This window comes from Ruegeria sp. AG6 (assembly GCF_056541565.1).
Window position 1 is genome coordinate 196,676 of sequence record NZ_JBQFYQ010000002.1, and the last position, 23,554, is coordinate 220,229.

Genomic DNA, 23,554 nt, shown 5'->3' on the forward strand with positions numbered 1-23,554 from the left:
GGGCTTTGTACATAAGCTGAGCCCGAACAGGACAGGAGACACAGCAATGAGCGCTTGGATCGAGATGATCTCGGACGACAAGGCCAACGGCCGCCTGAAAGAGCTGCTGGACAAGGCCCGCACCCCTCATGGCACCGTGGACACGGTTATGCGTGTGCATTCATTGCGGCCCGAAACGATGAACGGGCATGTGACGCTGTACCGTTCGGTCCTGCATTCTGATGACAACCGGTTGCCATTCTGGTTTCTCGAGGTTGTCGCCAGCTATACCTCGATCCTGAACGATTGCACCTATTCACTGACCCATCACTTCATGAACGTGCGCAACCTGCTGAAGGACCAGCCGCGCAGCGACCGGATTTTCGTCGCGCTCAAGGCGCATCGGCCCGAGGATGAATTCGAGGGCAAGGAACTGGCGCTGCTGCGCTATGCCGCCAAGCTGACGACGGATGTTGGCAAAATGGTCAAGTCCGACTTCGAAGCGCTCAAGATTGCAGGCTGTGAGGATGGCGAGATCCTGGAGGTCAATCAGGTCTGCGCCTATTTTAATTATTCAAACCGGTTGCTGAACGGGTTGGGTGCAACGACCGAGAATGATGTGATCGGCTATTACAAAGGTGACGACTGACGGGTTGCGCCGGGTCTGGCCTTCGTGCCGAGGAACATCGTTTCGGGCGGGTCAGCCTGTTGTTTCAGGCTGAGGCGGTTTCACGCCCCACGTGTTTTCTTCGGCTGTTTTGCGGATGATCGCACCGATCTTCAACAAGTTTTCGCTGAGCGGGTTGGTCTTTCGCCAGATCAGACCAATCGTCCGTGTCGGCGGCGTGTCCTGAAACCGGGCAATGGACACATCCGCGGATCGGGTTTCCAGCCCGACCGCCATTTCCGGTATCAGGGTCACACCGATGCCGGCGCCGACCATCTGAACCAGTGTGGAAAGCGAACTGCCCTCCATGATGTGCTGCGGTTCGATGTTGCGGATCGAACAGAAGGACAGGGCCTGATCCCTGAAGCAATGCCCTTCTTCCAGCAACAGCAGGCGCATGGTTCTGAGCTGCGAGGAACTTGGCATCGGCAGGTTGGCATCCTGCGCCGGGCGAACCAGCAGAAAATCTTCGTTGAACAGCGAGAACTCTCGGAGGTTGGGTTCCGAGACGGGCAGGGCAACGACGCCGAAATCCAGTTTCGAATCCAGAATTTCACCGATCAATGTCTTGGTTATCGTTTCCTTGGGTTCAATGGTCAGTTGTGGGAATCGCTGCGACAGAGCTTTGATGATCGAGGGCAGCAGATAAGGTGCAACCGTGGGAATGACCCCGATTCTGATGCGGCCGGACAGGGCGCCCGAGGGAGATTGCACCAATTTCCCCAAGTCCTCTACCCGGGTCAGGATTTCGCGGCCATGTTTCAGCACGTCTTCGCCAAGTGCTGTCAGGCGGGTTTGCCGGGCCGCGCGTTCGACCAGCGGCCCACCCATGATTGCCTCCAGCTCTTTGATTTGTATGGAAAGCGCGGGCTGCGATATTGCACTGGCCGCGGCGGCCTTGCCAAAGTGGCCGTGCGTGGCGAGCGCCTCGAAATAGCGCAGATGTTTGAGGGTGAGTGCCTTCATATGAAAAACTAATCACAACGATAGTAATTACAAATTTCCAATTATCGAAGCCGTGGGGTACGAGTCAAGATATCTGAACCCCTAGGTAAATACTCAGGAGATTTACAATGGACGGTACCCCCCACAATCATCAATCCGGCGGCTGCCCTGTCATGCATGGCGGCAATACTGGTACGGGCAATTCCGTCACCAAGTGGTGGCCGGATGCGCTGAACTTGGACATTCTGAGCCAGCACGACACGCGCACCAACCCGATGGATGCGGATTACAATCACCGAGAAGCGGTCAAGGGGCTGGACTTCAAGGCGGTTCGTGCCGATGTCGAGGCGTTGCTGACCGACAGCCAGGACTGGTGGCCGGCTGACTGGGGTCACTATGGCGGGCTGATGATCCGTCTGGCGTGGCACTCGGCCGGGTCTTACCGTCTGGGGGATGGTCGAGGCGGCGCCGGTTCGGGCAACATTCGGTTCGCGCCGCTGAATTCATGGCCGGACAATGCAAGCCTGGACAAAGCCCGCCGTCTGCTGTGGCCGGTGAAAAAGAAATACGGCAACGCGCTGTCCTGGGCCGATCTGATCGTTCTGTCGGGCACGGTGGCCTATGAATCCATGGGATTGAAGACCTTTGGTTTCGGTTTTGGTCGCGAAGACATCTGGGGTCCCGAGAAAGATGTTTACTGGGGTTCTGAAAACCAGTGGCTGGCCCCGTCCGAGAATCGCTATGGCGATCTGGAAACCCCCGGCACGCTGGAAAACCCTCTGGGTGCGGTGCATATGGGCCTGATCTACGTGAACCCCGAAGGCGTGAACGGCAATCCGGATCCGGCCAAAACCGCGCTGCATATCCGTGAAACCTTTGCGCGTATGGCGATGAATGACGAAGAGACCGCAGCATTGACCTGCGGGGGTCATACCGTCGGCAAAGCCCATGGTGCGATGCCCGGCGACAATATCGGCGCCGAGCCCGAAGCCTGCCCGGTGTCCAGCCAGGGTATGGGATGGGAAAACCCTGATCAGAACGGTAAAGCGGCCAACGCCTTTACCTCGGGGATCGAAGGGGCGTGGACGAAAGAGCCGTTGAAATTTGACATGGGCTATTTCGACTACCTGTTCGGTTACGAGTGGGAACTGGGAAAATCACCCGCAGGTGCCCATCAGTGGCAGCCCGTCGACATGCCCGAAGACGAAAAGCCGGTCGACCCGACCGACCCCACTGTTCGTCGCATGCCGATGATGACCGATGCGGATATGGCGATGAAGGTCGACCCGACCTACAACGCGATCTGTCAGAAATTCATGGCGGATCCGGACTATTTTGCCGATACATTTGCACGTGCCTGGTTCAAGTTGACTCACCGCGACATGGGTCCGCGCGTCAACTATTATGGCCCGGACGTGCCGTCAGAAGATCTGATCTGGCAGGATCCGATCCCGGCTGGTTCGACAGATTACGACATAGATGCCGTCAAGGCCAAGATCGCAGACAGCGGTCTGACCATCGCCGAGATGATCACCACCGCCTGGGACAGTGCCCGAACCTTCCGCGGTTCGGACAAGCGTGGCGGCGCAAATGGGGCGCGCATCCGACTGGCGCCGCAAAAGGACTGGGCGGGCAACGAACCCGAACGTCTGGCGAAAGTGCTGGGTGTGCTGGAGCCGATCGCGGCGGAAACCGGCGCCTCGGTTGCCGACGTGATCGTTCTGGCGGGCAATGTCGGGCTTGAGCGGGCGATCAAGGCCGCAGGCTTTGACGTGGCGGTTCCGTTCTCGGCCGGTCGCGGCGACGCGTCGATCGAGCAGACCGATGTGGACAGCTTCTCGGTACTTGAGCCGCTGGCGGACGGGTTCCGCAACTGGCAGCTGAAGGAATACGCGGTCTCGCCAGAGGCGATGATGCTGGATCGCGCGCAACTGCTGGGTCTGACCGCGGCCGAGTTGACCGTTCTGGTCGGTGGTCTGCGTGTGCTGGGTGCCAACCATGGCGGATCGCCGCATGGCGTCTTCACCGACCGGTTGGGCCAACTGACAAACGACTTTTTCGTCAACCTGACGGATATGTCGCTGAGCTGGCATCCGGTTGACGGAGGCACCTTTGAACTGCGCGACCGCGCCTCGGGTGAGGTCAAGTTCACCGCAACCAGCGCAGATCTGGTCTTCGGTTCGAACTCGATCCTGCGCAGCTATGCTGAGGTCTACGCCCAGGACGACAACGCCGAGAAGTTCGTGCGCGACTTTGTGGCGGCATGGACCAAGATCATGAACAACGACCGGTTCGATCTGGTTGCCTGAATCATGTAGTAAATCAGGCGGGGACACCCTCGCCTGATTTTCTTTTCAGGGGGCTGCATCCGCTGATCCCCGCTTTGCCGAGACTCGCTCACACGGTCATGAAGAGATCTTTGTATCGGTCACGCAGAATGTTCTTTTGAACCTTGCCCATCGTGTTGCGGGGCAGTTCATCCAGAACGATCAGCTTGCGCGGATGCTTGAACCGGGCCAGACCTTCGCGGACCGCGCCCGATATCGCCTCCGGATCAGGGGTCTGGCCGGGCTCTGCCACGATGACACCAACAACCGTTTCACCGAAATCGGGATGTGGCACGCCGATCACGGCGCTTTCCAGAACACCGGGTTGATCATCGAGAACCATCTCGATCTCTTTTGGATAAATGTTGTATCCGCCCGAAATGATCAGATCCTTGTTGCGACCGACGATATGGACGTACCCATCCTCGTCGATGCGGCCCAGATCACCGGTGATAAAAAAGCCGTTGTCGCGCAGTTCGGCAGCGGTTTTTTCAGGCATCTGCCAATACCCTTTGAAGACGTTGGGCCCGCGCACTTCAATTATGCCGATCTCGCCCGCAGGCAGGGTATTGCCGTCTGAATCACTGATCTTCAGTTCGACCCCGGGCAGCGGGTGCCCGACCGTTCCGGCGCGCCGCTCGCCGTCATATGGGTTTGACGTGTTCATGTTGGTTTCAGTCATGCCATAGCGTTCAAGGATGCGATGACCCGTTCGTTCTTCGAACTGCACATGGGTTTCCGCCCGCAGCGGTGCCGATCCGGAAACGAAAAGGCGCATATGGGTGGCCAGTTCCCTGGTAAAACGCGGGTCGTCCAACAGGCGCGTATAGAAGGTTGGGACGCCCATCATCGACGTGGCACTGGGCAATTTGTCGATGATCTGGTCCAGATCGAATTTCGGCAGCCAGATCATGCATCCACCTGCGGCCAGCATGATATTGGTCGCGACGAACAGCCCGTGCGTGTGAAAGATCGGCAGGGCATGCAGCAGCACATCCTGCGAGGTGAAGCGCCATTCCTTGACCAGTGTCCGTGCGTTCGACAGCAGATTGTTCTGGGTCAGCATGGCGCCCTTGGACCGGCCTGTGGTTCCCGACGTGTAAAGGAACGCTGCCAGATCCTCGCCATCGCGGGCGACGGTTTCGAAACGTGTCGGCATGGTCGCGGCCAAATCTGTCAGAGACCCGGTGCCATCCGCGTTCAGAGTCTCAACCCGGGCGCCCAGCTGCGCGCCGACAGGGGTGAGTTTTCCTTCTCTTTCGGTGTCGCAGATAATCAGCGAGGCCGCGCTGTTTTCGATGAAATAGGTCAATTCATCGACCGTGTAGGCGGTATTCAGCGGCAGGAACACCAGACCGGCCTGGGCGCAGGCAGCATAAAGCGCCAGCGCCTCGGGGGTTTTTTCAACCTGCGCCGCAACGCGGTCACCGGGATTCAGGCCCAGATGCGTGGCCACATGCGCAATCTGCGCCGCTTTGGCGAGGAAATCCTGGTGAGAGATCGTTGTCCCGTCCAGCAACTGCAAAAAAGGTGTGCCTTTGCCGGCGTGGATGCCGAACAGGCCTTCATACAGAGGGTTAGCCATCAGGTTTACCTTTCTTGAGATATGAAAAGAGAGGTGGATGCAGCGAGGAAATTGATCTCGAACGAGGCGATCATCTCATGGGTCGTGGCGAATTGGTCTTGGTACTGGGCAACACGGGTCATTTCATACAGGCAGTTCGCCAAAGTGCCAACGGATGGGGCCGTGATTGCGTTGCCCTGAACAGAATGAACAAAAGCACTGTTACCCAAATGAAACTGTGCAATTGAATCCAGAGGCGTGTGCCTCATTCCCCTGAGGCTCGGCAGTTACACCCGCCGACACCCTGCTGCGCATCGTGCTTTTAGAGTATCGGCGCGTGTCGACTGATTTCCCTATGAGAAGTGTTCTGGCAGCAATGCATCCGGCAGATTCTGATAGCAGACAGGACGCAAGAAACGCCGGATCGACAATGTGCCCACGGATGTGGCTCCGAAATTGGTCGAAGCCGGGTAGGGGCCGCCATGGACCATGCTGTCACATACCTCGACCCCTGTGGGGAAGCCATTGGCCAACACGCGCCCGGCTTTGCGTTCAAGGATCGGCAACAGGGACCGCGCCATGCCCATGTCGGCCTCGTCCATATGCAGGGTGCAGGTCAACTGCCCGTGCAATCCGCGCGCGACGTCGTACATTTCGTCGGGTGTCTCGGCGGTCACGATGATGCCCAGCGGGCCGAACACCTCTTCCGCGAGGGACGTGTTGGCCAGCCAGGTTGCGGCGCTTGTTCGGTAAAGGAAAGGGGTCGCATTGCGCTGATCGCATCTCGAAGCCAGAACCTCGTGAACGCCAGCGGTTTCAGCAACACGGGTCTGACCGTTGCGATAGGCTTTGGCGATGCCGTCGGTCAGCATGGTCTGCGCCGGAACTTCGGTCAATGCGGTCTGTGTGATCTCGGCGAAACGGTCCGTTGCTTCACCTGCCGGCATCACAACGACGCCCGGGTTGGTGCAGAACTGACCAGCACCCATCGTCAGCGAGCCGGCCCAGCCTTTGGCGATATCTTCACCCCGGTTTGCCAGTGCCGCGTCCAGAATGAACATGGGGTTTACCGATCCAAGCTCACCAAAAAACGGAATCGGTTCGGGGCGCGCGGCGCACAGGTCGAACAGGGCGCGGCCGCCCGCAAGCGATCCGGTGAACCCGACCGCCTTGATCAGAGGGTGCTGCACCAAGGCAGAACCCACAGCCAAGCCGCCGTCCTGGATCAGGCTGAAAACGCTGGGATGAATGTTGCAATGGCGAATGGCCGCAAGGATGGCTTCGGCGATGATCTCGCCGGTGCCCGGATGGGCGCCGTGGCCTTTGACGACGACCGGGCAGCCGGCAGCCAGTGCGGCGGCCGTGTCCCCCCCGGCGGTGGAAAATGCCAGCGGGAAATTTGATGCGCCGAACACAGCGACCGGGCCGATCGGGCGCTGGATCATTTTCAGATCGGGCCGGGGCAGGGGTGCACGGTTCGGCAACGCGCTGTCGTGGCGCCGGTCCAGATAATCGCCGCTGAGGATATGCGTTGCGAACAGCCTCAGCTGCCCCGACGTGCGGCCCCGTTCACCTTGCAGCCGAGCCTCGGGCAGGCCGGTTTCCTGAGTGCCAATCTCGGTGATTTCATCGGCGCGCGCTTCGATCTCGTCGGCAATGGCGTTCAGAAAGACGGCGCGTTCTTCCCGAGTGGAATAGCCATAGCTCCAAAACGCCTCTTCCGCGGCCTGCGCAGCGGCGTCGACGTCTGAAATTCGACCTTTCGAAAAGTCATGCGATGGCCCATGTGCGGGTTGTGATGCAAAGAAATCGTCACCGGCAAGCCAGTTGCCGGCGATCAGATGTTTGCCATGCGGAGTAAAGGTCATTTGGGCCTCGTATTTCGGGATGTCCAGATTAATGGATAATGTATCCAAAATGACAGGACATGCAAGACCGCCCTAGGGTTCGTCTGTCCCGCGCTTCGAGGCGATCATTTCCAGAAGCTGTTCCTTGGTCCGGCGAATATGCTGCGCCAAGACCTCGCAGGCTTTGTCCACATTGCCTTCCCGGGCTAGCCGCAACAGATCACGATGTTCCTTTTTTGCGGGTTCGCGCTGTTTCATCACGCTCAGGTGCATCCTGACATAGCGATCCGATTGCAGGTTGACGCGGTCCAGCAATTCGTTGGTCAGCTTCCGCTGTGACGCCGCATAAAGCGCCGAGTGATACTGATAGTTCAATATCCCCCACTTGCCGACGTCATTTTCATCATATGACGCTTCCATCTGCTTGAGGATTTCGTCGCAACGCGCAAATTCCCTTGGGCCCATATTCGGGATGGCCCGGCGGAACAGATCGACTTCGATCAGGATGCGAAGATCGAAAATTTCACCGATTTCGTCGAGGGAATGCTTGGTCACCGAGCCGCCGCGATTGTTGGCCCATTGCACCAGACCTTCGGCATTCAGGCGTTTCAGCGCCTCGCGGATCGGCATGCGAGAGACATCATATTCCTCGGCCAGTGCTTCCTGCCGGATCGTTTCACCCTCGGCGAGTTCGCCGCTCAGGATACGTTCACGCAGATCATTTGCGATGACGTCCGGTAGGCTTTGTTTCGTGATCGCGCGTTTTCCTGCCATTTCCAATATCCCGCCACGGTTTTTTGGATACAATTACCCGTAATCACCAACTTTTCCAAGCCGAACTTGGATTTCGACCCATGTTCGAATCCTGTCCGAGATTTGGAAAAAGCCTGAATCTGATGATGAAACCGTAACGAGGACGCGTATCTTCAGACTTCTCCGTTTTTGAGAAACGTGCCTGCTGACATCAAACACCCCAGGTGTCAGACAGGCGATATCCACCGGGCCATGGATCGTCAGGGTCCAACATGTGCTGATGAATTCCGGTGATCCAACCGCGACCGCTGATTTCAGGAACGATCGCCGCGCGGCCACCGACCTGCGCAGTGTCAATGATCCGCCCGGTGAATCGTGATCCGATGATCGAGACAGCCTCGAAGGTCTGGCCGGGTTTCATCAGCCCCTTGGCCGCCATCAGCGCCATGCGCGCGGACACTGCGGTGCCCGTCGGCGAACGGTCGACCTTACCCGGCTGGATTGCCACGGCGGACTTGCCGCTCAGACCGGTTTCCGTTTCATTCAACGGGCCGCAAAAGGCGCAGAACGATATATGATCCCAGTCCGGGTTCTCGGGATGCGAGAATCCAAGCTGCTCATTGGCGGCGTTTGTGATCTTTACCCCCAGCCGGGCTATGTCGCGGGCCTCGTGGTCGAGGATTGTGAACCCAAGCGCCTGCGCATCGACGACCACGAAACTGTCACCGCCATAGGCGGTGTCTACCGTGATCGTGCCCAGTCCGGATACCTCAAGCGGGACGGACAGCTTGTCGGCGAAGCTGGGCAGGTTCTGGACAAAGATGCGTTGTGCCTTGCCATCGCGGCATTCCGCACGTACCCGGACCAGCCCACCCGGTGCCTCGAGCACCATGTGGGTTTCCGGCTCGTGCATTGGAATGATCCCGCCATCCAGCAACACGGTTGAGACACAGATCGAGTTGGACCCCGACATGGGCGGCGTGTCTTCGGGTTCCATGATGATCCAGGCGGCGTCTGCCTCGGGGTGTTTTGGCGGAACCAGAAGGTTGACATGCCGGAACACACCGCCGCGTGGTTCGTTCAGAACAAAGTTGCGCAGGGTCTGGTCCCGCGCAATGAAGCTTCGCTGTTCCCAGAGAGTGTCGCCCGGCGGTGGGGCGACACCCCCAACGATGACATCTCCAACCTCACCTTCGGCATGGGCCGAGATCACATGTACGGTTTTTCTGCTGCGCATGTTTACCTCAGCTATATTGCGCGACGGGGGCACCCAGCGCGTCGAAGATCGGTGTCACGCCCAGACCCGGACGATCTGCTGCGGTCATCTGGCCATTGACACGCTTTGGCGCGCCTTCGGCGATGTTCACGGTACCATAGGAATTGAAATCGGTGGCCGAGAACGTAAACTCGGACGGTGTCGACCGCGCCAGATGAGCGATGGCGGCGGTGGTGATATCGCCCCCCCAGGTGTCTTCGATGGTCATCGGGATACCATGCGCGACGCACAGATCGCGCATCAGCCTTGCTTTGCTCAAACCTCCTACCTTGGAGATTTTCAGGTTGATCACGTCCATGGCGTCTTCGGCTATGCCGCGGACCAATGTGTTGGGCGTGTCGATGACCTCATCCATCACGAAGGGCAGCGCGGTGCGCCGGCGGATCGACACGCATTCCTCATAGGTCAAACAGGGTTGTTCCACATAGACATCCATGCCCGCGATGGCGCCTACGACACGCGCGGCCTCGTGCCGGGTCCAGCCAGTGTTGGCATCCGCCACCAGCAGGTCGGTCTTTTTCAGAACCGCGCGGGTGGCGTGAATGCGGTCGATGTCGTCATTGGCGTCGCCGCCCACTTTCAGTTGAAACTTCGTATAGCCTTCGGCCGCATAACCTTCGATCTTTTGCGCCATGATTTCCGGTGCTTCCTGGCTGATCGCGCGATACAGCACCACGTCCTGTTGCGCGTCGCCGCCCAACAGGGTGTAAAGGGGTTGCCCGGTCGCCTTGCCCAGCAGATCCCAGCAGGCAATATCAACAGGCGCCTTGGCATAAGGGTGGCCACGCAGGGCTGCATCCATGGTGCGATTGATCTGGCCGATATTCAGCGGATCCTGCCCGATCAGATGTGGCGACAATTCCGCCAGCCCGGCCCTGACGCCCAGGGCAAAGGACGGAAGATAAGCCGATCCCAGCGGGCAGCATTCGGCATACCCCTTGAGACCTTCATCCGTGATGATCTCGAGAACGGTGCTGTCGAAGACCTCGACATAGTTGCCATTGGACCAGCTGTAGCGGCCTTCCTTCAGCGGCAGATCCACCTGATATACGTTCAGTGCAGTGATTTTCATAAGGTGTTCTCCTGATCAGAAGCGTGTGGATGCGAAAGGCTTCATGTCGAGCGCGGGCTTTGTGTCCGTGACCAGATCCGCGACCAGTTCCGCCGTGCCTGCGGATTGCGTCAGACCCAGATGGCCATGTCCGAAGGCGTAAAATACCTGTGGCGCACGCGCCGAGCGGTCGATCAGCGGCAAACTGTCGGGCAGTGACGGCCGAAAGCCCATCCATTGCGTGCCGCCTTCCAAGTTCAGGCCAGGCATGAAGCGCCCGGCCTTTGCCAGAAGCGCGTCGGCGCGTTTGTAATTGGGTGGCAGTTCCAGCCCGCCCAACTCGACCGCGCCACCGATGCGCACGCCGCCGTTGATCCGCGTCACCACAAAGCCGTGGCCACCGAATGTTAGATGGGTGCGCAGATCAAAGGCCCCTTGGGGCAGGGTCGTGTTGTACCCGCGCTCGGTTTCCAGAGGGATGCGATCGCCCAGGGTTTTCGCCAAGTGATGAGACCACGCCCCGGCAGCCACGGTCACCTGTCTTGCATCAATTTCACCGATCGAAGTCGTCAGGCGAACGCCCGCATCCATGGGCGTGAGCGCGCTGATTGTCGCGATTTCGACCTGACCGCCACGGGCGGTGAACCGGGTGGCCAAATGTCTTGTCCAGCTGGCCGGATCGACCGTGTTCATCCAGGTGGGCGTAAAACCCGCATGGGTAAATCGTCGGTCAAGCCCGGGCTGGATTTCCGCAATCGCGTCGGGGCTGTCCAGCAGGTCAAAGGGGATGCCGTGATCCTTGCGCCTGTCCCATGTGGGCAGACTGGCGCGGAATTCACCTTCACCCTCGAACACCTGCAACTGGCCGTCGCGTTGCATCAGCGCTTGGCCGTCGACATCCGCGATCTGGCGTTCCAGCGCCGTGCGGCTGTGATCCATCAAAGCAGCCTGCGCAGACAAGGCCGCAGCATAGCGATCCTGCCAACTGGCCCGCCAGAACCGCAGCATCCACGGCGCGATGTTCAAAGCGTAGGAGGGTGGAATTGAAAGCGGACCCAGCGGATCAAACAGCCATTTCGGAGCCTTGCGCATGATCCCGGGGGTGGCCAATGGCACGATGTCGGTAAAGGCAAAGGCTCCGGCGTTGCCCTTTGACGCCCCGGCTGCAACGCCTTCGCGATCCAGCACCAGCACGCGCCGGCCGCGTTTTTGCAATTCAAGTGCGGTGCTGATGCCGATGATACCGGCACCGATCACAACGATATCCGTCGGGTTGTCTTGCAGCATGGCCAGATCTTCTCAAACTGTGGCTCGGTTCCGGGGGCTGGATTGCGCCAGTCCCCGATAATTTTGTCAAAGAAGGATCCCACCGCGAAACGGATCGTTCTGCGCGAAAATCAATGTGCCCTCGACCATGATATGCGCCTGCCCGGTCAGGGTCGGAATGACGCCGCCGTTGGGACCGGGCTGATAGCTCAGCCGGTAAGAGCTGCCGATCACGCTTTCCTGCACGATCTCTTGCCCCGGAACCAGAACCCCATCCGCCGCCAGACAGGCCAGACGCGCCGAACTGCCGGTCCCGCACGGCGATCGGTCATATTGATCGTCCGGGCACAGGACGAAATTCCTGCTGTGAACGTCTTTGTCCGGGGATTTGTCCTGCAAGATCACGTGGTCCACCGGTTCCCCGTTCTCGCCACGCACGTACTGGTCGATGCAGGCTTTGCGAATTGCAATGGTCAGATCGGTGAGGGCACGGATGTTGCCGGGCGTCACGTCCATCGGGCTGGGATCGACAATGAAGAACCAGTTGCCACCATAGGCCAGATCGCCGGTCACTTTTCCATGGCCTTCGACGTCAACCGACACCGAAGCCTTGACCCGGCGGCTTTCGATATTGGTGACGCGCACCGTATTGGCGTCCAACAGGTCAACCGAGATGACGCCGGCCGGCGTTTCGACCCTGTGCGTCCCAAGACCGATCCGGCCCAGATGGGCCAGAGTGACCCCAAGGCCGATGGTGCCATGACCGCACATGCCCAGAACGGCGTCGGCATCGAAATAGATCACGCCGGTTTCGCAGCCAGACGTTTCCGGGGCGACCAGAAGCGCCCCGACCATGCCGGGTTGACCGCGTGGTTCCAGAAGGACCGATTTGTAGAAAGCCTTGTGCTCGGTGGCCAGGCGTTGCGCGCGCTCGGCCAGCGGTCCCGACCCCAGATCGGGGCCGCCGTTCAGGATGACCCGCGTGGGCATGCCTCCGGTGTGGCTGTCGATCACATGCATTCAGCGATGACCCCGCCCTGGCTGGACCAGTCGGCAAACCAGGTGCGGAACAGTTTGTATTGCTGTTCGCAATAGTTGCGCTGGGCATCCGTCAGCTCGTCGGTTTCGTTGAAGTGCAAGCGGTATTCCTCTTCACCGTTCAAGACCAGCAGGTGCTTGTAGTACAGCACCAGATCGGTGCCTTCGTCAAAGCTGGCCAGCACGCCAAAGGCTTCTTCAAGCTCGCGCGCGCGCAGGCGCGCTTCGGCGTGGCCCGCCGCCGCTTTCTGACACAGGGCGGCCAGCAGCAATGCTTCTTTGGGCAGGGCGGTGCCGATACCTGTAATCGAGCCCGTGGCGCCGCAGTTGACGAAGCCATGATAAACCTCGGTGTCCACGCCCACCATCAGCGTGACCTGATCATCTTTCGAGGTGATGTGTTCCGCGGCGTAGCGCAGGTCGCCTTTGCCTCCGAATTCCTTGAACCCGACAAGGTTCGGATGATCTGCACGCAATTCCAGGAACAAATCAGCGCGGGTGGCGAAGCCGTAGACGGGGCTGTTGTATATGATGGCCGGGATATCCGGCGCGGCTGACAGGATTGCCTTGAAGTGGTTGCGCTGTGCCGGGATGGACGATCCGCGCGACAGCACACGTGGGATGACCATAAGCCCTGCCGCGCCGACCTTTTGCGCATGTGCGGCCAGCGCTACGGCAGATTTCGAGTTTATCGCACCAGTGCCGACGACGACAGGAAGGCCGGCGTCGATCAGGCGTTCGACACCTTGCATACGTTCGGCATCCGACAGCAACGGCCAGTCGCCCATCGAACCGCAATACACCACGGCCGACATGCCGGCCTCGATCATTTCCTTGCCCTTTTTCACCAGGGCATCGAAGTCCGGGGTCCGGTCGGCTTTGCACGGGGTCATCAGGGCTGGCATGGTGCCGGTGAAGATATTCTTGGACATGAAGGTGATCTTCCTCGTTGTTTCTGGGGGCCAGTGCACTCAGCGCACGTTGGCCAGGAATTTACGGGTGTGTTCGGATTGCGCAGCACCGAATATCTGCCCGGGCGGGCCGATCTCTTCCATCACGCCCTGATGGAAGAAAGCAACCCGGTCCGACACATCGCGTGCGAAACCCATCTCGTGCGTGACACAGATCATGGTCATCCCTTCTTCGGCCAAAAGGCGCATCGTGTCGAGAACCTCGCCCACCAGTTCGGGATCCAACGCTGACGTCGCCTCATCAAACAGCATGTATTCCGGCTCCATCGCCAGCGCGCGGGCGATGGCCAGACGCTGTTGCTGGCCACCCGAAAGGGCAGATGGGTAGACGCCCAGCTTTTCGCCCAGGCCAACATGGGTCAGTTGGCGGGCGGCGATATCGCGGGCTTCTGATTTTGACAGTCCTTTGACGATCTTGGGGGCCAGCGCGACGTTTTCCAATGCGGTCAGGTGAGGAAAGCTGTTCCATTGCTGAAACACCATTCCCAGCTTTGTGCGCAGCTTGTTGATATCGGTGCCTTTGGCATGAACATCTGTGCCATCGACCCTGACCGAGCCTTGCTGGATCGGTTCCAGCCCGTTGATGCAATACAGCAGGGTCGATTTGCCGGAGCCCGATGCGCCGATCACCGACAGGACCTCTCCTTTCTGCACATCCAGATCGATGCCCTTCAGCACATGCAGCGCGCCGAAATACTTGTGCAGGTCGCGAATTTCGATCATTGGGCCCACCTTTTTTCAAGAGACGCGGAATAGCGCGAAATCGGATAGCTGAGCGCGAAATAGAACGCGCCCGCGATTGTCAGGATCAGGAAAGGTTCCTGCGTCCGGGTGATCAGGATCTGACTGGCCTTGAGCAGTTCGACATAGCCCAGCACCGAAACCAACGCGCTGTCCTTCATCACTCCCAGTGCGACACCGACCCAGGCCGGGAACACCGCGCGTCCGCCAATCGGGAAGACGACATAGCGCAGATCCTGCCAATAGGTCATGCCCAGACTGCGCGCGGCACGGCGCATCGGCGCACCGACGGCCTCGATCCCTCCGCGTGCGACATTCGCAACCAAAGCGGCCGTGTAGATCGACAGGATCACCACGCCCGAGGCGAAGGGGTCCAGATTGAGCCCGACGATGGGCGCAAAGTTGTAGAACAGCACCAGTTGGATGATCAGCGGGACGGATCGGAAGACATCCAGAAACGGGGCCACTGTCAGGGCTGCGGCCAGCTTGCCCTCGTACAGGATCCACCCGCATACCACGCCAAGAAGCGTTCCGATGGATATCGACAGAACCGAAATCCAGAGTGTCCGCAGGGCAGCTTCGCCCAGGAACCACAGATCATTGATGGTGAAGCCGCTGAAAAAGCTGACAGTGGGTTGCATCTGTGCCTCCTTCAATAGCGGAAAAGCCGGGACGCCAGCAGGCGCGAGGCAAGAAGGATGATTTTGACGATCACGTAATAAATGACCGCGGTGACGGCGAAATATTCAAAGATGCGGAAGGTGCGCGAGGCAAAGAACTGCGTCTCGCCGGACAGCTCGCGGAAACCGACCAGCATGCCCAGCGAGGACATGAGCACGGCCCAGACCATCTGATTGGTGATCGGGTGATAGACGATGCGAAACACCTGCGGGATCACCACGCGTGTGTAAGCCTGCCACGCAGTCATGCCCAGAGAGCGAGAGGCCCGCAACTGCGTCTCGGGGACGGCCTGAAAACCTCCGCGAAAGTTTTCGGCCAGATAGCCGGCGCAATTGAAGGTCAAACCTGCAAGCACGATGAAGTAAGGCGACAGGTGCAGGCCGAATGCGCCAAGCCCGAAGCCGAAAAAGAACAGCTGAAACAGGGCGGGCGTGTTTCGGGCCAGTTCGACCCAGGCCGAGGCGAACCAGCACAGCGGCCCTTTCAGGTGCAGCCGCGTCAGCGCAAGACACAGGCCGATAAGGATGCCCAGGATCATCGCCAGAACCGCGACTTGCAGAGTCAGCAGCGATGCCTCAAGCAAGTCCGGCAGGCTTTTCATGACCGGCCGCCAGTGGAAGTTGTAATCGAACACAGGTTTTTTCCGAATTGACCGGCTCTTTCGCCCGGCCGAAACCCGACGAAAGAGCACTGGGGGGTGAAATCAGTACATCACGCCGGGGATGCGCAGCTCGGGTGCTTCGCCTCCGACATATTTGCCCCACAGTTCCTGGTACCGGCCCGAGCGCACCTGATGGGTGACAAACAGGTTCAGGAAATTCAGCCAGGTGACGTCCTGTCGTTTGCCCACCACCGAGGTATAGTCGGTCGTCCAGGGCATACGGGGGCCGGCCAGCACCGTTTCATACTGCTGGGTGATCGGCAGAACAGCGGTGTTGGTGGTGATGCCGATATCGGCCTTGCCCTGCGCGACCGCCAGAAACACCTCGTTTTCCGACTGATAGCCCTGATAATTGCCTTCCTCACCCCATTCGGCGGCAATCTTCAGCCATTCCTGTTCCGGCACGGTGCCAATCGCGGCGGCGACGCGTTTGCCGCGGATGTCTTCGAAGGTTTCGATTCCGCTGTCCGCGTTTACGACGCCCTGCGCATAGTAGATTGCATAAGGAATGGTAAAGCCCACGGTCCGCGCCCGTTCAAGGCTGTCCGAGGTTGCGCCAAACACGACGTCGGCGCGCCCGGTCACGATGACTGGCAGGCGTTCGGCCCAGGTCAAAGGCAGGATTTCCGCCTCGACTTCAAGCGCCGCGGCCAGATCATTGCAGTAATCCACGTCAAAACCCGCCGGTTCGTTGTTGGCGTCGCGATACCCGATCGGCGGAAAGTCCAGAACAACGCCGCAGCGAAGAGTACCGCGATCCACGACATCGTCGAGCGTGTCCGCCATCGCAGGACCTGTTGTGAAAGTGGTGAAGGCCGCCAAAGCGACGAGTTTCTTGAGCATGTGATCCTCCCTGAATCAAAGATGCGATCACGAATAAAGGATATTGGATCCAACATCCATAATAAAATTCCACCGGCAACCGATACGGGCCCGTACCCGGCTAAAGCATGGATCAATTGTTCAAGAAACGCCCTTGGCTGATTGATCGTCTTGGGGGTGGCGGTAAGCCGATGATCCAATCGTTCAAAACGTTGTGGAGACGCATTTTACGCAACATCCGCATGAAGAACCGGTCATTCTGATCCGGTCCGCGTGGCGCAGCTTGCACCGGGCCAGGATGGATGAAGACAACCCCAACACGTTCTGGAACCGTCCGCCAGAAGACTGGGTGCCCGAGGTTCACGGAACCGACCTGCACAAATCCGGACAGGTGCCACAATTCGCTGTCAGACAAAGCGCAGGGAGATTTTCCGTTTCCCGATGCTGCCAATGGCGTTCAGTCTGTTCGGATGACGCCGGTTTCCACCCACGTGTCAAATCGCGACAGAACAGCTTGACAGAAAGCCGCGTCGTTGATGTGAACATCCAGCTCGGTCATCGGCACCCGGCAGGGCATGACCTTGCGCGCCTCGTCCACCATTTCGGCCAGAGCCTCTGGATCATGCGCCTCTTCGCCTTCCCTGTCCCAGGCCTCGACACCCTGAACGGGCAAAAAGAAATGCACCGGCCCGGTTGCGGCTTCCAGCCGGTTGGCGAGTTCCCGAATCCAGGCGCGCCGTTCGGCGCCGTTGAAGACCGAGCTTTTGATCAGGCGGTTGTGTTCGTGGAACGGGCGATCGGCATATTGTTCGGGGATGTCCTGCCAACCCGCAAAATCCAATAGATCCAGCGCACCGGGTGCCACCATCTGGGGCGTCCCAACGCGCCCGGCATTTGTGACCCGGTCATCGCCGCTGGATACGACAGAGCCCGCCATCAGGTTGCCAAATTCCTGCATGCAGAAGTCCATCACGCAGGCAAACGCGCCTTCGCCCGCCAGTTTTTCATAGGCCATGCCGCCCATGCCGGTAGAGTGGAACACGGCCACTTCAAAGCCGCGGTCTTCTAGTGCCGGTTTCAGAATTTTCATGTAGCGCAGGCAGGACGAACCAAGGCTGGTCATCCCGATCAGAGGTTTGCTGCGATCGGGGGCGGTCGCCGCCCTGGCTGCGCCCACGACGGCCCCGGCAGCCTGGCTGAGCGACGATTTGCAGATCGAATTCATGCCATACAGGCCGCCGGCCCACAGGATCATCTGAACATCCGGCGCCAACCGGTGCGGAGGGATCAGAGGCGAGAAGCTGACCGTTGACACGATATATTTGGGGACCCCCATCGGCAAAGCCTGTGCACAATCAAGTGCAAGGTCTGTGCCCATGGTCCCGCCCGTGGCCAGCACCCCGTCAAATCGACCTTCTGAATAGGCCTGTGCAACAACTTTTGCGGCCCCTGCGGACATCACGCGAAAGGCTTTGTTCTCGTCTCCTTGCGCGATGACCTGTTCTATTGTCATGCCACCGGCAGCGGCAACGTCGTGTTTCGAGATATCCGTCGGTTCGGACGGATCACCCAGAACCGATACATCCATGGTCAGCACGTCAGCGCCCTGCGCTCTGACCGCCTTTTCGATGAACCGCATTTCGGGCTCTTTCGTATCATACGTACCAATCAGCAGGATTGTCTTTTCGGCCATCGGTGCCTCCTGTCTAGATGTGCTGTTGAAGGTATTGGGACATCAACGCCCGGGCGGTTTCAATGAACCGCTCATTGCGTAAGCCCGATCCATCTTCGTTCAGTCGGGATGCAACCCATCCCACATAGGTTACGGCGCGCAGTGCCATGAACAGGTCGAGTTGTTGGGTACAGATCGGTCGTTCAGATCGATACCCCGCCAGCAAAGCACCGCGCAGCCGGTTGAAATCAGGTTCGTGCAGGTTCTTGAGAAGCGTCGTTGCGATATCAAACAGGCGAAAACCGAACCCGGCATCGTCGAAGTCAATCAGCCACAGTTTGTCACCGTCAACCATGACGTTTTCGCGGACAAGATCGGCGTGGATCAGCCCGTAATCCAACTGATTTTCCACGCGCCGAAGGTCACGATCTGCGATATCCCGAAACGCCTGGAAAAGGGCCCGGTCCGTTTTTCCAAGCGTTGGGTTTTCCCAGAAACGACCCCAGACAGGGGCGGCTCCAAGCAGCCCGCTGCGATCCCATGACCAACGCACGAAGCCCTGAGGGGGTGCCCATTGGTCGCTGATGTGGTGCAGCCGTGCCATTTCCCGGCCAATTAAACAAAAGACGCCTGTCCGGTCCTGATGCGTCAAAGCCTTTTCGGTCGCACCCAGAGGGCGGCCCGGCAGCCAGTCGAGCATGTCGACCTGAAAGCCGTCCACCAGATGCAGATAGCGCCCATCCGCGGCCGCGACGGGCGTTGGAACCCGGACCCCGTTTTTGCCGAGAACGGCCATCCACTGTAGCTCTGACCGGAGTTCGGCATCCGTTCGCAAGCCCTTGCGATGCAGTCTGAGGGCATAGACGGTCTGGCCTGCCTGAACGCGATAGACACGGTTTTCCCGAGCCGCCACGAGAGACGCCTGGCCATCAGCCAGCCCCCAAAGGGACAGCGCATGTTCCACGATCTGCTTCATGCGACCCGTGGCGTTTCCGCCAACACGTCGTCCAGCGTGTCGAAAAGAAGATCCGCGTTTTCGACAGAGAATGTCATGGGCGGGCGAATTTTCAGAGTATTCTTGTGACGCCCAAGCTTGGAGTGAATGATCCCGCGCTGGCGCATGGCGTTGATGATACGGTCAGTGAATTCACCGGCGGGTTCCTTGGTGTCGTGATCAAGGACCATTTCAGCCCCGAATATCAGCCCCGAGCCGCGTATGTCTCCGATGACGTCATACTTTTCTTTCAAAATATTCAGCCGTTTTCGCGCGTGGTCGCCAACGGATCTGGCATGTGCGACCAGGCTCTGGTCTTCGATCTCTTCCAAAACCGCCATCGCAGCGGCACAGGAGACAGGGTTTCCGCCAAACGTGTTGAAGTACCTATATCCCTTGCGGAATGCCGAAATGATCTCGGAACCCGTGACCACGCCGCCCACTGGATGGCCGTTGGCCATGGGTTTGCCCAAGGTCATGACATCCGGCACAACGCCCAACTTCTGATGCGCCCACATGTGGGTGCCGGTTCGGCCAAAGCCTGATTGCACCTCGTCGCAGATCAACAGGCCCCCGGCCTGGCGGACGACCTTGGCCGTGGGTGCCAGCCAACCGTCCGGGTTGTCGGGAAACCCCTCGTTCAGAAAGTAAGGGCAGAGGATCAATGCGGCAAAACCAATGCCGGCCTTTTCGTGTTCCGCAATCTGTTCCGCCACCGCATCGGCGAATTTTGACCCGTCCGGGTCGGGATGGCGATAGCTGTCGGGCGCGCTGACAAAGCGGAAGTACCGGCCCAGACCGAAGCCGACTGTCGGGATGTTCGATCTGCTCAACTGGCTGACCAGCGCGGTATTGCCGTGATAGGTGGCGTCGGTGCCAATGATCCCTCGTTTTCCGGTCATCGCCTCGGCCATTCGCAGAGCAATGTCATTTGCCTCGGAGCCGGTACAGGTGAGGATGGCCGAATCCAGGGATTCGCCCATCGTTCCGGTCAGTTTTTCCACATAGTCCAGAATCCCGTCATGCAGATACCGGGTGTGCGTGTTGAGCGTGCGCGCCTGACGACAGATCGCCTCGACCACGCGCGGGTTGCAATGCCCCACATGAGGCACGTTGTTGTAGCAATCCAGATACTTGCGCCCGTCCGCATCCCACAGCCAGACGCCTTCCCCTTTCACGAAATGAACGGGCTCGTCATAGAAGGTCGACACATTGGGGCCCAGCAACCGGGCCCTGCGTTCAATGAGTTCCGCAGATTTCGTTGAAAGGGTCATGCGGGCGGCCTTTTCTCAGAGTTTTATCCATGCGGTTTTCAGATCGAAGTATTTCTCGATCGCGTGCAGCGATTTGTCGTGCCCGTTTCCGGATTGGCGAACGCCGCCCAGCGGAACGGTCAGGTCGGCACCGCCATATGTATTGACATGCACAACGCCGGCGCGAACGCCGCCCACCATGCGATGCGCGCGGCTGAGGTTCGAGGTCCAGACACCACCGGCCAGCCCATAAACGGTGGCATTGGCAAGGCGCAGCGCTTCGTCTTCGTCCGCAAAGGGTGTGACGGCCAGAACAGGGCCAAAGACCTCATTTTGGAACAGGGTGTCGGTCTCTTTCACGTTGGCCATTACGGTTGGTGCCATGTAATAGCCTCCGGTCTTTGTCAGGATGCGGTTTCCGCCGGTCCGGCGCTCGGCGCCTTCGGCCTCGGCCTTGGTGACGAAATCCAGATTGGCCTGAAGCTCTGGCAGGCTGTGGACCGCACCGATCTGGCTGTTCAGATCCAGCGGGTCGCCGACGCGAAAGCCTTCGGCGTGGCGGCTGATCTCGGTCACGAAGTCCTCGTAGATCTCTTGCTGGACCAACAGGCGCGATCCGGCGACGCAGACCTGACCAGAGTTGCGGAAGATGCCCGCCGCGGAAACCTTGGCCGCTTCGGCCAGATCAGGGGCGTCGGCAAAAACGATGTTCGGGGATTTGCCGCCCAGTTCAAGATAGCAGCGTTTCAGGTTCGACCGCGCCGAATACTCCAGCAGCCGCCGCCCGGTTGTACCCGACCCGGTAAACACCATGATGTCGACATCCATCGACAGGGCCAGCGCCTCACCCACGACCGAGCCACGCCCGGTCACGACGTTGAACACCCCATCGGGCACTCCGGCTTCTGCGGCAAGCTCGGCAATCTTGAGCAGGCTGAGTGAGGCGCTTTCGGCAGGTTTCAGCACGACGGAATTGCCTGCGGCCAGTGCCGGTGCAATTTTCCAGCTGCCGATCATCAGTGGAAAGTTCCAGGGCACGATGGCCCCGACAACCCCGACCGGAGCGTGATGCACAAGACCCAGAACGTCACCGCTTGTCGGGGCGATTTGTCCGTAGATCTTGTCGATCGCCTCGGCATAATACCGGAAAGTGGCCGCCGCCGAGAGCGCCTCGGCTTTGTAGGCCATGGTGATTTCGGTTCCGTTGTCGCGCACGCCCAGCACGGCCAGTTCAAGCGCGCGGGCTTCGATCAGGTCGGCCAGCTTCAGAAGCACTTTCTTGCGGCCGGCAGGGGCCATGCGCGACCATCGCCCGTCCTCGAAAGCACCGCGCGCCGCGCGCACGGCCATGTCGACATCGGCCGGTGTGCCTTCGGCGATCAGCGCCAGAGGTTGGCCGTTGATCGGAGACAGAACCTGATGCCGGGCCCTGGTTTCGCCATCCTGACTGCGGCCGTTTATGAAATGCCCGCGCGGAGCAATGTCCTGCGCACGCAGCGCATCAATCGAGGATTGGTCCATGGGGTTATCCTTGCTGAGTTGAGTCTTCGTCGAGAACCGGCTGCGGTCTGATACGTTCCTTGTGTTCCTTGATCAGTGAGCGAACGTGCAGCAGAAGGATCCCGAGGATCATGATGAAAAGTATTGCTGCAATCGGTCGGTCGATGAAATCAAGTGGCGACTTCACCCGCGCCATGGCGCTGCGCAGTTTGACTTCCATGATCCCGCCCAGAACCATGCCCAGAATGATCGGAACAATGGGCAGGTTCAGGCGCTTCAGGATCAGCCCGAACACGCCGAACCCGGCGGCAATAGCGCAGTCCGTGACTGAGTTGCGCAGGCTGAATACCCCGACAAAGGACAGCGTCAGGATCATGATCCCCAGAAAGCGCGTCGGGATCTGAATGATCTTCAGCAGCAGGTTGGTCGAGAACAAAAGAAAGACCAGAACGATCACGTTGAGCAGGATCAGCGACATGTACAGCGCCATGACAAAATCCATCTGATCGGCAAAAAGCTGCGGTCCGGGGATCACGTTGTGAACGTAGAAGACGGACAGCATCATCGCGGTCAGCGCCTCGCCCGGAATACCCAGCGCCAGCAGTGGAATCATCGCGGCCCCGGGAACGGCATTGTTGGCCGCCTCGGACGCCACCAGACCTTCGGGTGATCCATCGCCGAATTTGTCCGGGTCCTCAGAGGTTTTCTGTGCGTATGTGTATGACAGGAACTGTGATGTGAATTCGCCTGTGCCCGGTATCATGCCCATGAGCACACCCAGCGATGACGAAACCGTCGCGATGCGTTTCAGGCCCAGCAGCTCTTTGAGGCCCGCGAAGATGCTGCCGCGCACATGGGCTTCACCCGGCGCGTGTTCTTTGTCGACCAGCAACAGCAGCGCCTGACTGATGGCGAACAGCCCAAGAACGACCACGATCAGATCGACACCTGACGAAAGCCAGGTTTGGTCAAAGGTAAAACGTTTGGTGTATTTGACGGGTTCCAGACCGACGGTGCTGAGGAAGATGCCGAAGAACGCCAGCATCGCGGCCGAGAAGGTTTGCCCGCGATGGGCCAGGATCACCAGAAGGATGCCCATGAGTGCGGCCAGAAAAATCTCGCGGCTGCCGAAATGCGGGGCAACCCAGGCCAATACGGGCGACAGGATGATCAGACAGAGGATCGAGAAGATGCCGCCGAAAAACGACGCTGAATAGGCCAGCGACAGGGCTCGGTGGCCCTCCCCGCGCTTGGTCATGGGATAGCCGTCATAGGTGGTCAGTGCGTTGACGGCCGTACCGGGCGTGTTGATCAGGATGGCGGGGATTGCGCCGCCATACATGGACGACCCGTAGATGCCCAACAGAAGGGTCAGGCCGACGATGGGCTCGAACGCGAAGGTGGCGGGCAGCAGGATGGCAATTGCGACAGCGGCGCCGACGCCGGGCAACGCGCCGATGATGACCCCGCCCACCGATCCGATGATCAGTGCCACGACGACCTGCCACTGTGCCAGAATTGCAAAGCCGGAAATCAGATTGTCCAT

At 59.4% G+C, this 23,554-nt stretch carries 20 protein-coding genes; 2 read left to right on the top strand and 18 right to left on the bottom strand.

Annotated elements, in window-relative coordinates; all coding sequences use genetic code 11:
* The first annotated feature begins 46 nt into the window (after window positions 1-46).
* Window positions 47-628 (top strand): carboxymuconolactone decarboxylase family protein, encoded by a 582-nt coding sequence (locus tag ACR0I0_RS08180; protein ID WP_171636574.1) that lies wholly within the window; start codon window positions 47-49, stop codon window positions 626-628.
* A 51-nt stretch (window positions 629-679) separates the two neighbouring features.
* On the opposite strand, the gene ACR0I0_RS08185 is transcribed toward ACR0I0_RS08180, so the two are convergent.
* On the bottom strand, window positions 680-1,612 hold the full coding sequence (locus tag ACR0I0_RS08185; RefSeq protein WP_480490910.1) for a hydrogen peroxide-inducible genes activator: 933 nt from the start codon (window positions 1,610-1,612) through the stop codon (window positions 680-682).
* 107 nt (window positions 1,613-1,719) lie between these two features.
* Between ACR0I0_RS08185 and katG the strand changes: the two genes are divergently transcribed.
* Window positions 1,720-3,900, top strand: coding sequence for a catalase/peroxidase HPI (gene katG / locus ACR0I0_RS08190; protein ID WP_171636570.1), 2,181 nt, complete (start codon window positions 1,720-1,722; stop codon window positions 3,898-3,900).
* A gap of 88 nt (window positions 3,901-3,988) precedes the next feature.
* Here katG and ACR0I0_RS08195 read toward each other — a convergent pair whose 3' ends face one another.
* The 17 genes from ACR0I0_RS08195 to ACR0I0_RS08275 form a co-directional block, all read right to left on the bottom strand.
* A complete protein-coding gene (locus ACR0I0_RS08195; protein ID WP_480490912.1) occupies window positions 3,989-5,503 on the bottom strand; it encodes a malonate--CoA ligase in 1,515 nt (504 codons plus the stop codon).
* A gap of 332 nt (window positions 5,504-5,835) precedes the next feature.
* Complete coding sequence (locus ACR0I0_RS08200) at window positions 5,836-7,350, bottom strand: aldehyde dehydrogenase (NADP(+)) (RefSeq protein ID WP_480490914.1); 1,515 nt, start codon at window positions 7,348-7,350, stop codon at window positions 5,836-5,838.
* A gap of 72 nt (window positions 7,351-7,422) precedes the next feature.
* Window positions 7,423-8,103 (bottom strand): GntR family transcriptional regulator, encoded by a 681-nt coding sequence (locus ACR0I0_RS08205; protein WP_171636564.1) that lies wholly within the window; start codon window positions 8,101-8,103, stop codon window positions 7,423-7,425.
* A 190-nt stretch (window positions 8,104-8,293) separates the two neighbouring features.
* Window positions 8,294-9,319, bottom strand: coding sequence for a trans-3-hydroxy-L-proline dehydratase (locus ACR0I0_RS08210; protein ID WP_480490916.1), 1,026 nt, complete (start codon window positions 9,317-9,319; stop codon window positions 8,294-8,296).
* 7 nt (window positions 9,320-9,326) lie between these two features.
* Entirely contained in the window at window positions 9,327-10,430 is a 1,104-nt protein-coding gene (locus ACR0I0_RS08215; protein WP_480490917.1) for a cis-3-hydroxy-L-proline dehydratase, read from the bottom strand.
* 15 nt (window positions 10,431-10,445) lie between these two features.
* Window positions 10,446-11,696, bottom strand: coding sequence for an NAD(P)/FAD-dependent oxidoreductase (locus ACR0I0_RS08220; RefSeq protein ID WP_480490919.1), 1,251 nt, complete (start codon window positions 11,694-11,696; stop codon window positions 10,446-10,448).
* A gap of 66 nt (window positions 11,697-11,762) precedes the next feature.
* On the bottom strand, window positions 11,763-12,695 hold the full coding sequence (locus ACR0I0_RS08225; protein WP_480490921.1) for a 4-hydroxyproline epimerase: 933 nt from the start codon (window positions 12,693-12,695) through the stop codon (window positions 11,763-11,765).
* On the bottom strand, window positions 12,686-13,645 hold the full coding sequence (locus ACR0I0_RS08230) for a dihydrodipicolinate synthase family protein (protein WP_171118193.1): 960 nt from the start codon (window positions 13,643-13,645) through the stop codon (window positions 12,686-12,688). Before ACR0I0_RS08230 ends, ACR0I0_RS08225 begins: the two co-directional genes overlap by 10 nt.
* Before the next feature lie 39 nt (window positions 13,646-13,684).
* Window positions 13,685-14,407 carry an amino acid ABC transporter ATP-binding protein gene (locus ACR0I0_RS08235; RefSeq protein WP_209835111.1) on the bottom strand — a complete coding sequence of 241 codons (723 nt, stop codon included), beginning with the start codon at window positions 14,405-14,407 and terminating at the stop codon, window positions 13,685-13,687.
* Entirely contained in the window at window positions 14,404-15,066 is a 663-nt protein-coding gene (locus ACR0I0_RS08240) for an amino acid ABC transporter permease (RefSeq protein WP_171636552.1), read from the bottom strand. Before ACR0I0_RS08240 ends, ACR0I0_RS08235 begins: the two co-directional genes overlap by 4 nt.
* Before the next feature lie 11 nt (window positions 15,067-15,077).
* Window positions 15,078-15,740 (bottom strand): amino acid ABC transporter permease, encoded by a 663-nt coding sequence (locus ACR0I0_RS08245; protein WP_171724631.1) that lies wholly within the window; start codon window positions 15,738-15,740, stop codon window positions 15,078-15,080.
* Between the two features lie 69 nt (window positions 15,741-15,809).
* The gene (locus tag ACR0I0_RS08250) at window positions 15,810-16,610 is read right to left on the bottom strand and encodes a transporter substrate-binding domain-containing protein (RefSeq protein WP_480490923.1); all 801 of its coding nucleotides are present in this window, start codon (window positions 16,608-16,610) and stop codon (window positions 15,810-15,812) included.
* Between the two features lie 436 nt (window positions 16,611-17,046).
* Entirely contained in the window at window positions 17,047-18,282 is a 1,236-nt protein-coding gene (locus ACR0I0_RS08255) for a Tm-1-like ATP-binding domain-containing protein (RefSeq protein ID WP_480490925.1), read from the bottom strand.
* Window positions 18,283-18,295: 13 nt separating this feature from the next.
* Complete coding sequence (locus tag ACR0I0_RS08260) at window positions 18,296-19,237, bottom strand: phosphotransferase enzyme family protein (protein WP_480490927.1); 942 nt, start codon at window positions 19,235-19,237, stop codon at window positions 18,296-18,298.
* Window positions 19,234-20,529, bottom strand: a complete 1,296-nt coding sequence (locus ACR0I0_RS08265) for an aspartate aminotransferase family protein (RefSeq protein ID WP_480490929.1) — start codon at window positions 20,527-20,529, stop codon at window positions 19,234-19,236. Before ACR0I0_RS08265 ends, ACR0I0_RS08260 begins: the two co-directional genes overlap by 4 nt.
* Window positions 20,530-20,544: 15 nt before the next feature.
* Complete coding sequence (locus ACR0I0_RS08270) at window positions 20,545-22,029, bottom strand: aldehyde dehydrogenase (RefSeq protein WP_480490930.1); 1,485 nt, start codon at window positions 22,027-22,029, stop codon at window positions 20,545-20,547.
* Window positions 22,030-22,033: 4 nt separating this feature from the next.
* The gene (locus tag ACR0I0_RS08275) at window positions 22,034-23,554 is read right to left on the bottom strand and encodes a tripartite tricarboxylate transporter permease (RefSeq protein WP_480490931.1); all 1,521 of its coding nucleotides are present in this window, start codon (window positions 23,552-23,554) and stop codon (window positions 22,034-22,036) included.